Source organism: Paraburkholderia podalyriae, from assembly GCF_014397785.1.
Classification (GTDB): Bacteria; Pseudomonadota; Gammaproteobacteria; order Burkholderiales; family Burkholderiaceae; genus Paraburkholderia; species Paraburkholderia podalyriae.
The window spans coordinates 39,072-57,312 of the sequence record NZ_VZQQ01000022.1 but is presented as its reverse complement, the minus strand read 5'-3'; the positions used below and the strand labels follow the sequence as shown (position 1 = coordinate 57,312).

At 64.3% G+C, this 18,241-nt stretch carries 14 protein-coding genes; 7 read left to right on the top strand and 7 right to left on the bottom strand.

The annotated features are described in order from the left end of the window. The first annotated feature begins 1 nt into the window (after window position 1). A complete protein-coding gene (locus tag F6X42_RS24215) occupies window positions 2-739 on the top strand; it encodes a lysozyme inhibitor LprI family protein (protein WP_376776415.1) in 738 nt (245 codons plus the stop codon). A gap of 107 nt (window positions 740-846) precedes the next feature. On the opposite strand, the gene F6X42_RS24210 is transcribed toward F6X42_RS24215, so the two are convergent. From F6X42_RS24210 to zwf, 3 genes are all read right to left on the bottom strand, one after another. Next, on the bottom strand, window positions 847-2,763 hold the full coding sequence (locus tag F6X42_RS24210) for a bifunctional transcriptional regulator/glucokinase (protein ID WP_187636616.1): 1,917 nt from the start codon (window positions 2,761-2,763) through the stop codon (window positions 847-849). Beyond that, window positions 2,741-3,457, bottom strand: a complete 717-nt coding sequence (gene pgl / locus F6X42_RS24205; protein ID WP_187636674.1) for a 6-phosphogluconolactonase — start codon at window positions 3,455-3,457, stop codon at window positions 2,741-2,743. Before pgl ends, F6X42_RS24210 begins: the two co-directional genes overlap by 23 nt. Window positions 3,458-3,651: 194 nt before the next feature. Next, window positions 3,652-5,115, bottom strand: coding sequence for a glucose-6-phosphate dehydrogenase (zwf, locus tag F6X42_RS24200; protein ID WP_187636615.1), 1,464 nt, complete (start codon window positions 5,113-5,115; stop codon window positions 3,652-3,654). 499 nt (window positions 5,116-5,614) lie between these two features. On the opposite strand from zwf, the gene F6X42_RS24195 reads away from it, so the two are divergent. The 4 genes from F6X42_RS24195 to F6X42_RS24180 all read left to right on the top strand — a co-directional run bounded on the left by F6X42_RS24195 (window position 5,615) and on the right by F6X42_RS24180 (window position 10,074). Then, on the top strand, window positions 5,615-6,862 hold the full coding sequence (locus tag F6X42_RS24195; protein ID WP_187636614.1) for an ABC transporter substrate-binding protein: 1,248 nt from the start codon (window positions 5,615-5,617) through the stop codon (window positions 6,860-6,862). Between the two features lie 217 nt (window positions 6,863-7,079). Further along, window positions 7,080-8,018 (top strand): carbohydrate ABC transporter permease, encoded by a 939-nt coding sequence (locus F6X42_RS24190; RefSeq protein WP_187636613.1) that lies wholly within the window; start codon window positions 7,080-7,082, stop codon window positions 8,016-8,018. Beyond that, window positions 8,008-8,865, top strand: a complete 858-nt coding sequence (locus F6X42_RS24185) for a carbohydrate ABC transporter permease (RefSeq protein ID WP_187636612.1) — start codon at window positions 8,008-8,010, stop codon at window positions 8,863-8,865. Before F6X42_RS24190 ends, F6X42_RS24185 begins: the two co-directional genes overlap by 11 nt. 93 nt (window positions 8,866-8,958) lie before the next feature. Next, window positions 8,959-10,074, top strand: coding sequence for an ABC transporter ATP-binding protein (locus tag F6X42_RS24180; RefSeq protein WP_187636611.1), 1,116 nt, complete (start codon window positions 8,959-8,961; stop codon window positions 10,072-10,074). Window positions 10,075-10,143: 69 nt separating this feature from the next. On the opposite strand, the gene F6X42_RS24175 is transcribed toward F6X42_RS24180, so the two are convergent. The 4 genes from F6X42_RS24175 to trxB all read right to left on the bottom strand — a co-directional run bounded on the left by F6X42_RS24175 (window position 10,144) and on the right by trxB (window position 13,923). Continuing rightward, window positions 10,144-11,064: a LysR family transcriptional regulator gene (locus F6X42_RS24175; protein ID WP_187636610.1), complete on the bottom strand. Its 921-nt coding sequence runs from the start codon at window positions 11,062-11,064 to the stop codon at window positions 10,144-10,146. Window positions 11,065-11,197: 133 nt separating this feature from the next. After that, entirely contained in the window at window positions 11,198-11,857 is a 660-nt protein-coding gene (locus F6X42_RS24170; protein WP_187636609.1) for a glutathione S-transferase family protein, read from the bottom strand. 114 nt (window positions 11,858-11,971) lie between these two features. Continuing rightward, window positions 11,972-12,739, bottom strand: coding sequence for a Smr/MutS family protein (locus F6X42_RS24165; RefSeq protein WP_187636608.1), 768 nt, complete (start codon window positions 12,737-12,739; stop codon window positions 11,972-11,974). Between the two features lie 182 nt (window positions 12,740-12,921). Then, window positions 12,922-13,923, bottom strand: a complete 1,002-nt coding sequence (gene trxB / locus F6X42_RS24160; protein ID WP_187636607.1) for a thioredoxin-disulfide reductase — start codon at window positions 13,921-13,923, stop codon at window positions 12,922-12,924. 389 nt (window positions 13,924-14,312) lie between these two features. Between trxB and F6X42_RS24155 the strand changes: the two genes are divergently transcribed. After that, the gene (locus tag F6X42_RS24155; protein WP_187636606.1) at window positions 14,313-16,622 is read left to right on the top strand and encodes a DNA translocase FtsK; all 2,310 of its coding nucleotides are present in this window, start codon (window positions 14,313-14,315) and stop codon (window positions 16,620-16,622) included. A gap of 135 nt (window positions 16,623-16,757) precedes the next feature. Further along, window positions 16,758-17,489, top strand: a complete 732-nt coding sequence (gene lolA, locus F6X42_RS24150; RefSeq protein WP_187636605.1) for an outer membrane lipoprotein chaperone LolA — start codon at window positions 16,758-16,760, stop codon at window positions 17,487-17,489. Window positions 17,490-18,241 lie beyond the last annotated feature (752 nt).

Genomic DNA, 18,241 nt, shown 5'->3' with positions numbered 1-18,241 from the left:
GATGAAGTTCCTGACGGGCCTGCCAGCGATCGGCCGCTGGCGGCGCGGGGCCGGCGTGCTGGCCTTCGCGCTGGTGGCCGGCGCTGTGGTGTTCGGCGGCATCGTGAGTCCGGCCGCGCATGCCGAGGTGGCCGCCGCCGATCCCATCGACGCGTCGATGCGCGCGTGTCTCGCGCGCGCCGACATGTCGACGACGATGGGGCAGGTGCAGTGCATGGACAATGCGCGCATCGGCTGGAAGGCCGCGGTCGATAACGCGTACCAGCAGTTGCTCGCGAAGCTGCCGCCCGCGCGGCGCAGGCTGTGGGAAAAGAACCAGTCGAGCTGGCTCGCGTCGCACGATGCCGAGAAGCAGTTGCTCGCCGCGGTCTTCGCCACGACCCAGGGTTCGACGTACGTGCTTTCCGAAGCCGACATGCAGCTGCAGCCGGTGCGCGACCGCGCGCTCGTGCTGCGCAGCGCGCTCGCCGATGCGAGCGGACCGGTGCCGCGCCGGCCGCGCGCGTGCAACGCCGATGCGCGTTGCGAACACGCGATGTTCGACCTGAACCGCTACTACCGTGTGCTCGAATCGAAGATGCCCGCGCAATCGCGGCCGACGCTCGCGCACGCGCAACGCGCGTGGAGCGCGTATCTGAGGACGTCGACGCCGCTCGTCGACGAGCACGGGCGTATCGACATCATCGGCGCGCGCGTCGCGACGATCAAACGGCTCTCCGAAACGGCCGGCAACCACTGACGGCAGCGTCCCCCAAACAGAAAAACCCACGGCGGGCGCATCGAAGACGATGCGCTCGCCGCGGGTTCGTTCACCGCAAGCGGACCGGCACGGCCGCTAACGCAGCCTCAGTCGCGCGCCGACGAAGCCGCGCCGTGGCTGAGCCAGTCGAGTACGGCCGTCGCGTCGTCGTCGGCGCCTTCGCGCGCTTTCTCGACGGTCTCGGCTACGTCGTCGCTCGGCATCGCGCGCCGAATCGCCACACCGACAGCGAGAATGTCGATCATCACGAGGTGCAGGATGCGCGAGATCATCGACAGCTGCGACTCGCGAATCTCGATGTGGTCGGTTTCCAGCGCGACGGTCGCGCGCTTCGCGAGCGGTGTGTTGCTCGACGTGATCGCGATCACCTGCGCGCCGGCCTGCATCGCGACGTCGAGCACGCGCAGCAGCTCGGGCGCACGCCCCGACTTCGACACCGCGACGATCACGTCGCCCTTGCCGAGCAGCGCTGCCGAGGCCGCCTGCATGTACAGGTCACCGTACGCGATGGTCGGAATGCCGAAGCGGAAGAACTTGTAGTGCGCGTCCTGCGCGACGATGTTCGAATTGCCGAGCCCGTAGAACTCGATGCGCCGAGCGCCGTTCAGCAGGTCGATGGCGCGTTCCACGTGCTCGAAGTTCAGATGCTCGCGCAATTGCAGAATCGCGGACACGGTGTTGTCGAGCACCTTCGCGCCGAAGTCGGTCGCGGTGTCGCCGAGATGCACCTGGCTGTGGCTGACCGGAATCGTGCCGGTCAAACCGGTCGCGAGCTTCAGCTTGAAATCCGACAACCCCTGGCAGCCGAGCGAACGGCAGAAGCGGATCACGGTCGGCTGACTGACGTCGGCCTTGCGCGCGATGTCGACGATCGGATCGTTGATGATCGAACGCGGATGGTTCAGCGCGAGTTCGGCGACGCGGCGCTCGGCCGGCGTCAACGCGTCGCGCATCTGGCGAATCCGCTCGAACACCGCCGACGAGCTGCCGCCCGCGCGGTTCGACAGCTGCTCCGCGAGAATCGCCGATACGCCGAGAAACGCCGGATATTCGGCGGTGATCACATAGGTCGGCACGTTCTGCAGATACGCTTCGAAGCGGCCCTTCGCCTCGAAGCGCTGGCGGAACGACGAGCGCACGAAGAACTCGCCGAGGCGTGGCACGACACCGCCGCCGATGTAGATGCCGCCGAGCGCGCCGAGCGTCACCGCGATATTGCCGGCGAAGGTGCCGAGAATGCCGCAGAACACGTCGACCGATTCGGCCGCGAGCGGCTCGCCATCGAGCGCGCGCTTGACGACCTCGGCCGTATCGACGCTGGCCGCCACGCGCTTCTTGTCGCGGCCCGCCAGCGCGCGATAGATGACCTCGATGCCCGGACCCGCGGCCACCCGTTCGAACGACACGTGCGACCACTTCTTGCGCGCGTACTGCAGCACGATATCTTCACGCTCGTCGGCGGCCGCGAACGTGGCGTGGCCGCCTTCGCTGCCGAGCGCGATCCAGCGGTCGTCGGCGGGGATCAGACCCGACACGCCCATCCCGGTGCCGGGCCCGAGCAGGCCGATCACGCTGTTCGGCCGGCGCTGGCCGCCGCCCACCTGCACGCGCTGCGCTTCGGTGAGGCCGGGCAGCGCCATCGCGAGCGCGGTGAAGTCGTTGACGACGAGTAGCGTGTCGAAGCCGAGCGCGCGGCGCGTCGCTTCGATCGAAAAGGTCCAGTCGTGATTGGTCATGCTCACCTGGTCGCCGTCGACCGGGTTCGCAATGGCGATCGCCGCGTGATTGACGCGGCCGATCTTCATGTCCTTCAAAAACTTGTTGATGACGTCGGCGACGCTCGGGTAGTCGGCGCAAGGATAGACCTGCACCGAGCCGATTTCGCCGGGGCCTGTCTCGAGCGCGAAACGCGCATTGGTGCCGCCGATGTCGGCCAGCAGTCTCGGTCCGTCGGCGTGCTGGCCCGCGCCCGGCACAGCTTTAGTTTGCACACCAGTAGACATCGAGTCTCACTCCCTTGTCGTTTGCCAGCTGCGAGATGGCATTTTTTTGTAGCGCAGCGGACGCGGCGTTGAGCACGTCCAGCTTGCGCGGTCCTGCGATCAGCAGAAACAGATGCTTCACGTCCTTCAGCGCGGACAGCGACCAGCTCACGCGCGCGTGCGGTGCCGCGCCCGGATGCACGGCGACGAAGCGCTCGCTCGTGGTGATCGCGTGATCCCATTCGGGCGCGTCCGCGAAGATCGACGCGGTGTGGCCGTCTTCGCCCATGCCCAGCACCGCGACGTCGGGCGCCGCGGCAAAGCGCGGGTCCGCGTTCAGCGCGGCGACGTGCGAGTGCAGATCCTGCGTGGTGTCGACGAGCGGCCAGAAGGTCGCGTGTTGCGCGGCGTTCTGCAGCAAGGTGGCGCGCGCGAGCTGCGCGTTGCTCGCGCTATCGGTCTGCGGCACCCAGCGGTCGTCGACCAACGTGATCGCGATACGGGTCCAGTCGAACGTTTGCGTCGACAACGTTTGCAGGAACGGACGCGGACTGCTGCCGCCGGACACGGCTAGCATGGCCGGGCGCGCGAGTGGGGTTGACGCGCCGGTGCCGGCCGCCTGTGCGGCAAGCGACGCATGTAACGCGTCGCCCACCGCTTTCGCCAGCGCGTCGGATTGGGCGCGCTGGTCGTCGAAAGCGTGAAGCTCGATCACTTCTCCTCCGTGCTGCATTCTTGTTAGGTCTGCGGAATCAGCCTGACTGCTCTCGCGCGATGCCTGCAAGGCGGGGTGGCCCGCAGACGCCTGACGCGATACCGGCGCGACTCCGTTCAGTTCGTCGGTGGTGTTGCCGGCGCCGCGCGCCCAGGTGTTCATCGCGCGCGGCACCGTCCGTCAATTCATCAAACTCAATTCTCTTCCTCGAGCCAGCAGGTGTCGTGCTGGGCGAGCATCGCGCTCGCCGCGGCCGGTCCCCACGTGCCCGCCGCGTACGGCTTGGGCGGCTTGGTCGAGGCCTTCCATTCGTTCAGGATCGGCTCGACCCAGCGCCACGCGGCTTCCTGTTCGTCACGCCGCACGAACAGCGCGAGGCGCCCGTTGATCACGTCGAGCAGCAGGCGCTGATACGCCTCCATCTGAGCTTCGCGGAAGAACTGGTCGAACGCGAGATTCAGGTGCACGCTCGCGAGGTTCATGCCCTCGCCGGGCTGCTTCGCGAGACAGTACAGACGGATCGTCTCGTTCGGCTGCAGACGCAGCACGAGGCGGTTCGCACCGGCGCGCAGCGCCGATGCGCCGAGCGCCGAATGGGGCACCGGGCGGAAATTCACGACGATCTCGGCGACGCGATCGGCGAGCCGCTTGCCCGTGCGCAGGAAAAACGGCACGCCGGCCCAGCGCCAGTTCTCGATCTCGACCTTCAGCGCGACGAAGGTTTCGGTCGAGCTATCCGGTTTCACGCCGTGCTCGGTCGCGTAGGCCGGCACCGCGTTGCCGCGGATCACGCCAGAATGATACTGGCCGCGCACCGCGACCTTGCCGATTTCGCGTGGATCGATCGGTTTGAGCGCGCGCAGCACGCGCAGCTTTTCGTCGCGCACCGAGTCGGAATCCATCGAGTGGGGCGGCTCCATCGCGACGATCGACAGCAACTGCAGCAGGTGGTTCTGCACCATGTCGCGCAGCGCGCCGGTATTGTCGTAGAAGTCGCCGCGCGCTTCGACGCCGAGTTCCTCTGCGATCGTGATCTGGATGCTCTCGACCCACTCGCGGCGCCACAGCGGCTCGAACAGCGCATTGCCGAAGCGCAGCGCGAGCAGGTTCTGCACCGGCTCCTTGCCGAGGTAATGGTCGATCCGGTAGATCTGTTCTTCCGCGAAGATTTCGCCGACCGCATCATTAATTGCGTTCGACGACTTCAGGTCGTAGCCGAGCGGCTTCTCGAGCACGATGCGCGCGTTGTGGTTCAGACCCACCGCGGCCAGCGCATGGCAGATCGGCACGAACAGCGACGGACCGGTCGCCAGATAGAACACGCGGATGCCGGGCAGGTCCTGAATCGCGTCGCGCAGTTGCGCGAAGTCGTCCGGGTTGCCGAGATCGATTTTCACGAACTCGATGCGCGCGAGGAAACTCGTCCACGCGACTTCGTCGAGGCCGTTCTTCGATACATACGGCTTGACGTGCGCGTCGACCCACTGCAGGTACTCGCCGCGATCCGCCACGTGCCGCGCCACCGCGACGATCTTGCCGCTGTCGGCGAGCATGCCGCCCGCGCGGTGCGCCTCGAACAGCGCGGGCAGGATCTTGCGCATCGACAGATCGCCGGTTCCGCCGAAGAGAACGAAAGTGAAGCTAGAGTCGGTTTGCATGAGTCTCCGTCGATGTCCTGAAGGGCCGCCGCGCTGATGGACACTGCACACGCAGCGTCCCGGAAGAGCGACCGTAGTCCGATAAAATATTTTTTGACACTGAATTGTAGTTTAACTACAATCCAAATCAAGAGGTAGCGTTAATTCGATGAAAAAAGCGTGCGCTGTAGAGGCGGAATACACGTTTTTGCGAATCGGCGGGCGTCCCCGGTCAAGCTACGGACAATGGGACAACGCCTTCCGGTGCGTATCAGGCACCTCGAGTCTGCAGCGCGATGCGGGCAGGCAAAAATCAAAAGAGGAGACAGTCAGTTGCATCCCGAATCACTCACCTCTTGAGCGTCCAGCGGCCGGACAACGGTCCGCCGGCACATGCCGTCGCGCATGCGCCCGACCGTGCTCGATCGCCCAGTGTTTTGCCTGTTTGAACCAACCACAGCACCCTGGCGACATCAGGGGCCATTCGTTTTTTTGTTCAGGTGTCTGGAGGAGATAAGCAATGAAATTTCGCGCGATCATGGGCGCTCTGTGCGCTGCGGGTCTGATGTCTGGCGTGTCGGCCGTGCAGGCGGCCGAGTCGGTCGAAGTGCTGCACTGGTGGACTTCGGGCGGCGAATCCAAGGCCGTCGGCGTCCTCAAGGACGACATGACGAAGCAGGGTTACACGTGGAAGGACTTCGCGGTCGCGGGCGGCGCTGGTGCTGCTGCCATGACGGCGCTGAAGACGCAGGTGATCTCGGGCAATGCGCCGAGCGCCGCGCAGATCAAGGGTCCGCTGATCCAGGACTGGGCTTCGCAGGGCGTGCTGGTGCCGATCGATTCGGTCGCGGGCGACTGGAAGAAGAACCTGCCGCCGCAAATCGACAAGATCATGCAAGCGGACGGCCACTACGTCGGCGCGCCGTTCTCGGTGCATCGCGTGAACTGGCTGTACATCAACAAAGCAGCGCTGGACAAGGCGGGCGGCAAAGTGCCGGCCACGTGGCCTGAGTTCTTCGCGGTGGCCGACAAGATGAAGGCCGCGGGCATTCAGCCGATCGCGATGGGCGGCCAGCCGTGGCAAGACCTGACGCTGTGGGAAGACGTCGTGCTGTCGCAGGGCGCGGACTTCTACAGGAAGGCGCTCGTCGACCTCGACGAGAAGACGCTGACTTCGGACAAGATGGTTGGCGTGTTCGACACGGTCCGCAAGATCCAGGGCTACTTCGACGCGGGCCGCACGGGCCGTGACTGGAACCTCGCAACGGCCATGGTCATCAACGGCAAGGCCGGCATGCAGTTCATGGGCGACTGGGCGAAGGGCGAGTTCACCAACGCCGGCAAGAAGTCGGGCACGGACTACATCTGCGCCGTGGTGCCGAACACGGACAAGGCCTATACGTTCAACGTCGACTCGTTCGTGTTCTTCCAGCAGAAGGGCCAGAAGGCCGCGACGCCGGGTCAGCTCGCGCTCGCGAAGACGATCATGTCGCCGGAGTTCCAGGAGCAGTTCAGCCTGTACAAGGGCTCGATCCCGGTGCGTCTCGGCGTGCCGATGGACAAGTTCGACGACTGCGCGAAGAAGTCGTACGCGGATGAGCAGACCGCGATCAAGGCCGGCGGTTATGTGCCGTCGCTCGCTCACGGCATGGCTCAGCCGGATGCCGCGGCAGGCGCAATCTCCGACGTCGTCACGAAGTTCATGAACTCGCAGCAAGATTCGAAGACCGCGGTTCAGGCACTCGCGAAGGCAGCGAAGACCAAGTAAGCGTCAGTACGAGGCGTTGCGCCCGGCGGCTTGCATCTGAAGCACCGGGCGCACCCTTCGGGCCGTGTCGGGTCGGACCTCGAGCTGCTCTCGTTGGCAGCGCAGTCCGGCGTCACGCGGCTCACCCTGGTTTCATGGAGTCACACCCAGGCCGTCGCGGTCCCGCGCCATGCGCGCACGGCAAGCCGGACGGTACAGTCTCAGCAGGAGTCGAGTAGTGACTGCTTCCATCAGCGGGAACGGGAAAACGGCCACCGCCACCCGCCGCACGTCGCCCATGGCGGCCCTTGCCGATCGCTGGATTCCGAAGCTGGTGCTCGCACCCAGCGTCGTCATCAGCCTGATCTTCGTGTATGGCTTTATCGCGATCACCGGCTATCTGTCGCTGTCTACTTCGCGGCTGATGCCTCGTTTCGAGTTCGCCGGTCTCGACCGCTATCGCGAGCTGTTCCAGAACGACGTGTTCTGGACCTCGGCCGCGAACCTCGGCTGGTTCGGCATCCCGTTCATCGGTTTCTGCATCGCTCTGGGTCTGTTGCTCGCGATCCTGCTCGATCAGCAGATCCGCAACGAAGGCGCGCTGCGCGCCGTGTTCCTGTATCCGATGGCGCTGTCGTTCATCGTGACCGGCACCGCGTGGCAATGGATTCTGACGCCGAGCATCGGGATCGAGAAAGTGTTTCACGACTGGGGCTGGACGAGCTTCTCGTTCAACTGGCTCGGCGATCCGGACAAGGCGATCTTCTGTATCGTGATCGCGGCGGTCTGGCAGTCCACCGGCTTCGTGATGGCGCTGTTTCTCGCCGGTTTGCGCGGCGTCGACAGCGAAATCTTCAAGGCCGCGCAGATGGACGGCGCGAGCCTGCCGACCATCTACCGCAAGATCGTGATTCCGAGCATGCGGCCGGTGTTCTTCTCCGTGCTGCTGATTCTTTGCCACATCACCATCAAGACGTTCGACCTGGTCGTCGCGCTGACCGCCGGCGGTCCGGGCACGTCGTCGTCGCTGCCGGCCATCTTCATGTACACGTTTTCGTTCAATCGCGGGCAGCTCGGCGTCGGCGCGGCATCGTCGATCATGATGCTCGCCACCGTGGTGGCCGTGCTCGTGCCGCTGATGTACCTGGAATCGAGGAGCACCCGCAATGCAGCCTAAGATGACGATTAGCCGTGCCGTCATTTACGCGGCCCTGGTCCTGTTCGCCCTGTACTTCCTGTTCCCGCTGTACGTGATGCTGTCGACGTCGTTCAAGGACATCGACCAGCTGCGCACCGGCAACCTGCTGACGCCGCCGACCAGCTGGACCGTCGCTCCGTGGCTCAAGGCATGGAGCGGCGCCTGCACGGGCGTGCGCTGCGACGGCATGCAGCCGTTCTTCATGAACTCGGTGCGGATGGTGATTCCCGCCGTGCTGATCTCGTCGATCATCGGCGCGTTCAACGGTTATGTGCTCACGCACTGGCGTTTCCGTGGCGCCGATCCGATCTTCACGATGCTGCTCGTCGGCTGTTTCATTCCGTTCCAGGCGATCCTGCTGCCGATGGCGCGCTTCGAAGGCTCCATCGGCCTGTCGAACACGGTGAGCGGCCTGGTGCTGGTGCACGTGATCTACGGTATCGCGTTCACCACGATGTTCTTCCGCAACTTCTACGTGAGCGTGCCGGCTGAACTCGTGAAGGCCGCGCGTATCGACGGCGCGGGTTTCTTCATGATCTTCACGAAGATCCTGCTGCCGGTGTCGCTGCCGATCTTCATGGTGTGTCTGATCTGGCAATTCACGCAGATCTGGAACGACTTCCTGTTCGGTATCGTGTTCTCCGGCGTCGATTCGATGCCGATCACCGTCGCGCTGAATAACCTCGTGAACACCTCGACCGGCGTGAAGGAATACAACGTGGACATGGCCGGCGCGATCATCGCGGCGCTGCCGACGCTGCTCGTCTACATCATCGCCGGACGTTACTTCGTGCGCGGCCTGACCGCGGGCGCGGTGAAGGGCTAAATCATCGTAGAGCGACGGCGTTTCACCGAACGCGTGCCGCCGTCACCTGACAAGACGTTTTCAAGCAGTACCAGAGACTAGAGGATTCACAGCATGGCAAGCCTTTCCATCCGTGACGTGTACAAGACCTACCCGAACGGGGTGCCGGTTCTGAAGGGTGTCAACATCGACATCGAAGACGGCCAGTTCCTGATTCTGGTTGGCGGCTCGGGCTGCGGTAAGTCGACGCTGCTCAATATGATTGCCGGTCTCGAAACCGTGACCAAGGGCGACATCCAGATCGACGGCAAGACCGTCAACAACCTGTCGCCGAAAGATCGCGACATCGCGATGGTGTTCCAGTCGTACGCGCTCTATCCGTCGATGACGGTGCGCGAGAACATCTCGTTCGGCCTGAACATCCGCAAGGTGCCGAAACCGGAGCAGACGCAGATCGTCGAGCGCGTGTCGAACACGCTGCAGATCAAGCATCTGCTCGATCGCAAGCCGGGCCAGCTGTCGGGCGGCCAGCGTCAGCGTGTCGCGATGGGCCGCGCTCTCGCGCGCGATCCGGTGATGTTCCTGTTCGACGAACCGCTGTCGAACCTCGACGCGAAGCTGCGTATCGAGATGCGTTCGGAAATCAAGCTGCTGCATCAGCGCCTCGGCACGACGATCGTCTACGTCACGCACGACCAGATCGAAGCGATGACGCTCGGCGACCGCATCGCGGTGATGAAGGACGGCATCGTCCAGCAGTTCGGCGCGCCGCAGGAAATCTACGACTCGCCGTCGAACCTGTTCGTGGCGGGCTTCATCGGCGCGCCGCCGATGAATTTCATCGAAGGCAAGCTGGTCGAGCAGGGCTCGGGCGTCGGCATCGAACTCGATACGGGCGTCGCGCGCAAGGTGCTGGTGCTGCCGTTCGATTCGGCGAAGGTGCGCTCGCACGTCGGCAACAACGTGATCCTCGGCCTGCGTCCGGAGCGCATCACCGACGCGCGCGGCGCGCATGGCGACGACTCGAAGCTGCAGCCGGTCGAAGTGAAGGTCGACGTGATCGAGCCGACGGGTCCGGACACGCTGGTGTTCGCGCAGATCAACGGCAAGCGCATCGTGAGCCGCGTACACCCGGCGTCGAACCCGCAACCGGAGTTGAACGCGACGCTGTTGTTCGATACGTCGAAGGCGGTGCTGTTCGATCCGGCGAATGAAGAGCGGATTGCATAAGCGCTGAATCCGTCGCGCAGAAAAGCCCCATGCGTTGAGTTGCGCACGGGGCTTTTGTTTTCGCAGCCGCTAAGCTGCCTTGGGCAAGCGCAAATCCGGATGACTGCGCGCAAGCTCGCCGACCCAATCGATGAACGCGCGCAACCGTGAACTCAGATTGCGGCGATGCGCATACAGAATCGACAGCGGCGTGCCGGGGCTCGTGTAGTTGCCGAGAATTTCCGTGAGCGCGCCTTGCTCGATCAGCTCGGCGACCATGAAGCGCGACGGCTGGATGATGCCGTGGCCCAGCACGCCCGCGGTGATGTACACGGAGCCGTCGTTCACGGCGAGCGTGCCTTGCATCGCGACGCGCTGAATTTCGCCGTCCACTTCGTATTCGAACGGGAAGGTCCTGCCGCTGCGCGCGGACACGTAGTTGACGGCGCGATGCTCGCCCAGCTCCGCCAGTGTGGTCGGCGTGCCGAACTTGCGCAGATACGCGGGCGATGCGCAGGTGACGATGCGCGCAAGCCCGATGCGCTTTGCGACGAGGCTCGATTCTTCGAGCGTGCCCATGCGGATCACGCAATCGACACCGTCCTGGATCAGATCGATGTTGCGATCCGCGAGACCGAGGCGCACGTCGATCGCGGGGTATTGTTCGTAGAAGTTATCGAGCGCGGGCAGCAACAGCGAGCGCGCGAGCGTGCCGGACGTATCGACGCGGATCGTGCCGGCCGGATTCTCGCGCTTGTTCGATAGCGACGATTCGGCATCGGCGACGTCGGCGAGAATGCGCACGCAGCGCTCGTAGAACGATGCGCCGTCTTCGGTCACGCTGACCTGGCGCGTCGAGCGGTTCAGGAGCCGCACGCCGACGTGTTCCTCGAGCGCCTGGATCGTACGGCTGACCTTCGCGCGCGGCAGATCCAGCGATTCCGAAACCTTGGTGAAGCTGTTCGCTTCGACCACGCGCGTGAAGATCTCCATCGCTTCAAAGCGGTCCATGGTGTGCCTTGTGAGTGGTGAGCCGAAAGAAGGGCGGGGCAGGCTTGCGACACGACAGGAAGTCTACAGCCAGCTAAACGGGTTGTCTGCCGGCGCGCCTCGTTCGCGCGAACCTGCCGCCGCCGCTCGCGGCTCAGTCCCGCTCCGGCGCGCCCAGTGGAAATAGCGGCCGATACGGCCGCGCCTCGTCGACCGCGCGTGCGAACGAGGGCCGCGCGAGCAGCCGCTGCCGGTACGCGCGCACGTGCGCGAACGCGGGGTCGATCGGATGCGTCCAGTCGGCGTAGAAGAGGGACGGGGCGGCGCCGCAGTCGGCGAGGCTGAAGCTGTGGCCGGCGGCCCATTCGCGTTCGGCCATGTGCCGGTCGAGCCATGCGTACGCGGTGTCGAGCAGCGCGCGCGCATCGGCGACGCCGCGCGTGTCGCGCTCGGTCTCGGCGCGCAGACTATCGAAGACGATCTTCTGCTGCGGCGTCGATATGTAGTTGTCGAAGAAGCGGTCCATCGCGCGCACGTCGAGCGCGGCGCGCGGATCGGCCGGCAACAGCGCGACGGGCCCCGGATAATGCAGGCCCAGGTATTCGATGATGATGCTCGCCTCCATCACCGTGCGCCCGCCGTCGACCAGCACCGGGAAGCGCTTGATCGGCCACAGCGCGGCGAATTCGGCCATGACGAGCGGGTCGTCGTGCGCGAGCACGCGCATCTCGAACGGCGTGCCGTTTTCGTACAGCGCGGTCAGGGCCTTCTGGCAGTAAGACGAGAACGGATGGGCATAAAGTTGCAGGGGCATCGCGATCACCTTGGACGGTTGCGCAGCACGAGTGCACGGCGACGCCGATGGTCACCGCGCGACGGCCAGGCTGGCCGTTTACCCCACGACGAACGACGGCCGAAAAAATCGACCTCAGACCTTCACGTTCGCCCCATGCGGCGGCAACGACCCCGGCTGCAACAGCACGACCACCGCGCCGGCGCCGCCGTCGTGCGGACGCGCCTGACAGAACGCGATAACTTCGGATTTTTGCACGAGCCACGCGCGCACCTTGCCCTTCAGCACCGGCTCCTTGCCGATCGACCCCAATCCCTTGCCGTGAATCACGCGCAGGCAGCGCAGGCCACGCTTGACCGATTCGCGGATGAATTCGGCGAGCGCCTCGCGTGCTTCCTCGCGCCGCATGCCGTGCAGGTCGATCTGCGACTGCACGATCCAGTCGCCGCGCCGCAGCTTGCGCACGACGTCGCGGCTCACGCCGGGGCGGCAATACGACAGCGTTTCGTCCGTTTCGAGCAGCACTTCGGGGTCGAACTCGTCGGAGATCGCTTCGTGAAGCACCGCTTCCTCGTCGAGCAGCGTCTGCACCGGCAGAGGCGGAGGGGGATTGCGCGTGAGCGTCGCGCGCGGCGGAATCGCGAGCGGCGCAACTTCGCCGATCTCGCGACGGAACAGATCGGCATCGGCGGCCGCTTCGCGCTGCGCGGCTCGCGCCGCCGCCTGTTTGCGCGCGCGCCGCTCGGCGTCGCCCTTCAACGCTTCGCGCAACGCGCCAAGTCCGGCGAGCCCCGACGCGCGATCGAGCTTCGGCGCGACGGCGGGCACGGCCGCTGCGGGCGCGGAACGCGCGGCGGCTTGCGGGCGTTTCGGTTCGTTCGGATGGGGCTGATTCTTCGGCATATCGGCAAACAGGCGGAAAGGTCGATCGGTGGTACGAGGCTGGGCGGCAAAAACGACGAAGGCCGCGGGCATTGCAGCCGCGGCCTTCGTGAGCCGATCACGGCTGCGCTGCGCGCCACCGTCATTTTACTGTCGCGCCTGCTGTCGCGACCTGGCGTCGCCATACGGCAGCGCGCTGCGGATCAGCGCTCCGCTTCCGCGCTCATCGCGTGCTCGCCGGCCATCTCGTTGATGGTCTCGAGATAGCGCTGCGCGTCGAGCGCGGCCATACAGCCGGTGCCCGCGCTCGTGATCGCCTGGCGATAGATGTAGTCCTGCACGTCGCCGGCGGCGAAGACGCCCGGCACGCTCGTCGCGGTCGCGAAACCGTTCAGACCGCCCTTCGTGATGATGTAGCCGTTCTTCATCTCGAGCTGGCCTTCGAAGATGTCCGTGTTCGGCTTGTGGCCGATCGCGACGAACACGCCCTGCAGCGCGATGTCGGTGGTCTCGCCAGTCTGCGTGTGCTTGATGCGCAGGCCGGTCACGCCGGAGGTGTCGCCGGTCACTTCGTCGAGCACGTGGTTCCATTTGATCTCGACGACGCCTTCCTTTTCCTTCGCGAGCAGACGGTCGATCAGGATCGGCTCGGCGCGGAACTTGTCACGGCGATGGATCACCGTCACCTTCTTCGCGATGCCGGCGAGATACAGCGCCTCTTCGACGGCCGTATTGCCGCCGCCGATCACGGCGACGTGCTGCTGACGATAGAAGAAGCCGTCGCAGGTCGCGCAGGCCGACACGCCCTTGCCCATGAACGCCTCTTCCGACGGCAGGCCGAGATACTGCGCCGATGCGCCGGTCGAAATGATCAGCGAGTCGCACGTGTATTCGCCCGAATCGCCGATCAGGCGAATCGGCTTCTCGTCAAGCTTCGCCGTGTGGATGTGGTCGAAGATGATCTCGGTATTGAAGCGCTCGGCGTGCTCGAGGAAGCGCGCCATCAGTTCCGGGCCTTGTACGCCGTTGGCGTCGGCGGGCCAGTTTTCGACGTCGGTCGTGGTCATCAGCTGGCCGCCTTGCGCCAGGCCGGTGACCAGCACCGGCGCGAGGTTGGCGCGCGCTGCGTAAACCGCCGCCGTGTAGCCGGCGGGACCGGAACCGAGAATCAGAACTTTGGCGTGTTTCGTTGCAGTTGCGGGCATGATCGAATCCTTGTACGGCGCGCGGCTCGCCGCTGCGTAGCCGTGCGTTTTGAACTGAAACTGTAGATGGGTATCAGCCCGGCATTATAAAGGGCGGGGCACACGGCTGCGCCATCAAGCTTTCTGATCGCTGCGATAGCGTGGCCGGAAGGGGCGCGGCGCGGGCAGGCGGCGCAATACGACGAATTCAGCGCGCCTCGCGCATGCATCTGTGGCCAAACAGCCAGGTTACCGTCATTTACAGCCTCGCGCGGGGCACAGCGTTTACAATAGCCCGGATCGAAGTTTCCGGTAGCCGGGATCGGGCCCGAAGCCGCGCGCGGCGAGGCTCGAGCCGCGTTCCCGGCGGCAGTTTCAGCCTGAACCGGCTACCCCAGGCAACAGGATCAATGGCAAAAGCTCCTTATACCGCGAGCGCGCAGGCATTGCCGCACCGCATGTCGCGCCTCTTCACCGAAATCCGCTGGATTCTGCAGGTGGCCCTCGGCGTCTTCCTTCTGATGTCGCTCGTCAGCTACAGCAGGCACGATCCGAGCTGGACCCACGCCGCGCAGGTCGACCATATCTCGAACTGGGCGGGCCGCGTCGGCGCGTGGACCTCCGACATTCTGCTGCTGCTGTTCGGCCTGTCCGCCTACTGGTGGATCGTGCTGCTCGGCCGCCACATCTCCGCGAACTACAAGCGCATCACCCGCAACGAAGAGCCGCGGGGCGACGGCGCGCCGCGTGGCGTGAGCTGGCTCGCGGACGCGTTCGCGTTCATGCTCGTGCTGCTGTCGTGCAACGGCCTCGAGGCGCTACGCATGTGGTCGCTGAAAGTGCAGTTGCCACGCGCGCCTGGCGGCGTGATCGGCGAGGCTGTGGCGCGCGGAATATCGCATGCGCTCGGCTTCACCGGCGGCACGCTCGCGCTGTTGCTCGGTCTCGCGATCGGGCTGTCGCTGTATTTCCGCTTTTCGTGGCTGTCGGTCGCGGAGAAGGTCGGCGAGTCGATCATTTCGGCGGTGACGTTCGCGAAGCTGCGCCGCGAGGCCGGGCGTGATCGCAAGCTCGGCGAAGCGGCCGCCGTGAAGCGCGAAGGCAAGGTCGAAAAGGGCCGTGTGCGCATCGAGGAGCACGAGCCCGTGATGATCGTGCCGCCTCTCGTCACGCCGGCGAAGTCGGAGCGCGTCGAAAAGGAGCGCCAGGTTCCGCTCTTCACCGATCTGCCTGGCGACTCAACGCTGCCGCCCATCTCGCTGCTCGATCCCGCGCCCGCTGCGCAGGAAACCATCTCTGCAGACACGCTCGAATTCACGTCGCGTCTGATCGAGAAGAAGCTGAAGGATTTCGGTGTCGATGTGAGCGTGGTCGCCGCGTATCCGGGTCCCGTCGTCACGCGCTACGAAATCGAGCCGGCCACGGGTGTCAAGGGCAGCCAGATCGTCAATCTCGCGAAGGACCTCGCGCGTTCGCTGTCGCTCGTGTCGATCCGCGTCGTCGAAACGATTCCGGGTAAGAACTACATGGCGTTGGAGCTGCCGAACCAGCGCCGTCAGACCGTGAGCCTTTCCGAAATTCTCGGCTCGGCCGTGTATGCGGATGCCGCGTCGCCGCTCACGATGGGTCTCGGCAAGGACATCGGCGGCAAGCCGGTGTGCGCGGACCTCGCGAAGATGCCGCACCTGCTCGTCGCCGGCACGACCGGTTCGGGCAAGTCGGTAGGTATCAACGCGATGATCCTGTCGCTGCTGTACAAGGCGAGCGCCGAGCAGGTACGCATGATCCTGATCGATCCGAAGATGCTCGAAATGAGCGTCTACGAAGGCATTCCGCATCTGCTGTGTCCGGTCGTCACCGACATGCGGCAGGCGGGCCATGCGCTGAACTGGGCGGTCGCCGAAATGGAGCGCCGCTACAAGCTGATGAGCAAGGTCGGCGTGCGTAACCTCGCCGGCTACAACAACAAGATCGACGAAGCGGCCAAGCGCGAAGAGAAGTTGCCGAATCCGTTCAGCTTGACGCCGGACGATCCGGAACCGCTGACGCGTTTGCCGAACATCGTGATCGTCATCGACGAACTGGCCGACCTGATGATGGTGGTCGGCAAGAAGGTCGAAGAGCTGATCGCGCGGATCGCGCAGAAGGCGCGCGCGGCGGGTATTCACCTGATTCTCGCGACGCAGCGTCCGTCGGTCGACGTGATCACCGGCCTGATCAAGGCCAACGTGCCGACGCGCATGGCGTTCCAGGTATCGTCGAAGATCGACTCGCGCACGATTCTCGACCAGCAGGGCGCCGAGTCGTTGCTCGGCATGGGCGACATGCTGTATTTGCCGCCGGGCAGCGGTTTGCCGGTGCGCGTGCACGGCGCGTTCGTGTCGGATGATGAAGTGCATCGCGTCGTCGACAAGCTCAAGGAGCAGGGCGAGCCGAATTACATCGAGGGCATTCTCGAAGGCGGCGTGAGCGGCGAGGGCGACGAAGGCTCGGCGGGAACCGCGTCCACCGAAGGCGAGTCGGACCCGTTATACGACCAGGCGGTCGATGTCGTGCTGAAGAATCGCCGCGCGTCGATTTCACTCGTGCAGCGGCACCTGCGCATCGGCTACAACCGGGCGGCGCGTCTGCTGGAACAGATGGAGAATTCGGGCGTAGTGTCGGCGATGTCGTCGAACGGCAATCGCGAGATTCTGGCGCCGGCGCGCGAGGCGGAATAGCCGTAGCCATAGCAGCCATCGCGTGCACCGTCGTGTGCACCATTGCGACTCGATGCCGGGCCAGTCACTTTGTGTCTAACGAGTGCATTGACCCGGCGCGGCTCACCACCGAATTCAATCAACGGAGAAAAACCTATGCAAGCAATCGCGCAGCAGCATGCCCGAGAGCGTCAAATGGGCCGCCTCGGTCGGCTCGCGGGCAAGCTCGCGCACACTGCGGGCAGTGTCGCGATCGGTGCGTCGCTGCTGGTCGCCTCGCATGCGTTCGCGAGCGGCACCGAGCAACTGAAGGCATTCGTCGCACAGGTCCATTCGGCGCGCGGCACCTTCGTGCAGCAGGAAGTGCGCGCGCCGAGCAAGGCGCCGGGCGCGAGCGGCGCGCTGTCCACCGCGAACCCAGGCAAGCCGACCACGTCGAGCGGCACCTTCATGTTCGCGCGACCCGGTAAGTTTATCTGGCAATACGAGAAGCCCTACTCGCAATTGCTGCAGGCGGACGGTGACAAGCTTTACGTCTACGACAAGGATCTGAACCAGGTCACGGTGCGCGCGCTCGGCAATGCGCTCGGCGCGAGCCCAGCGGCGATCCTGTTCGGCAGCAACGATCTGGACAAGAACTTCACGCTGCGCGACGCGGGCGTGAAGGCCGGCATCGACTGGCTCGAACTGACGCCGAAGGCGAAGGACACGCAGTTCGAACGCGTAGGCATCGGCTTCAAGGAAGGCAATCTCGAAGCGATGGAATTGCACGACGTGTTCGGCAACGTGACGCTGCTGACGTTCTCGAACATTCTGAAAAATCCGCCACTGCCGCCCGATGCATTCAAGTTCACGGTGCCGAAGGGCGCGGATGTGATTAACGGATAAATCGCGTGTAGGCGTCGACGCGCAGCGTCTTCGCAAGGGCCCGCAAAGCCGCACTCGTCGAGTGCGGCTTTTTATTTCGCTCTGCGCGTGGCGCATGGATTGCTAAAGATGCGCGCGCCGAACGCGAAATCGCCTCGCCGGCAGATGTAATGATTTAGTGCGAGACTAGAAGCATGGGCATCGCTGATGGGCTCGAGTTAGCACATCGATCATTTCCAAAGATTTGGTAAACACTCTCTAACAATTTTTTGCTGCGGCGCAACAAAATAACGCCTAAACTGGTCGAAGCTGGTTGTCGCTTCGGATGTCTGGAAAGGTGAGGCATGTCATGAGATTGTCTTCTTCACACGATTCGCGCGTGTCCCCGTCCCTCCATGTGTTCGAACAGGAGGGCGGATGGCATTGGGGAATCACGGTTCCAAGGTCGGCAGGAAGTGGTTTCAAGGTCGTTGCATATAGCGAAAAAACCTTTATCGATGAGGCCGAAGCCCATCGGGAAGGCAATCGCGCGCTTGCACGTTTCGCCGATGTGCCGGCGGTTTCGCATGAACGGCAATAACGCCACGAGATTTTTGACGCATGTAACAGCCCATTATGTGGGTTCTGAGCAACCGCACGCTTACCCGCCGTTATTAATTCGCTTTGCAAGTTTGCAAACTTTTCCGAAAAATCGTAGCGATAATGTCTCGTTGGCGGTCGGCGATCGGCGGTCATAAAAAAGACCTGCATTCGCATTGCAGGTCTTTTATATT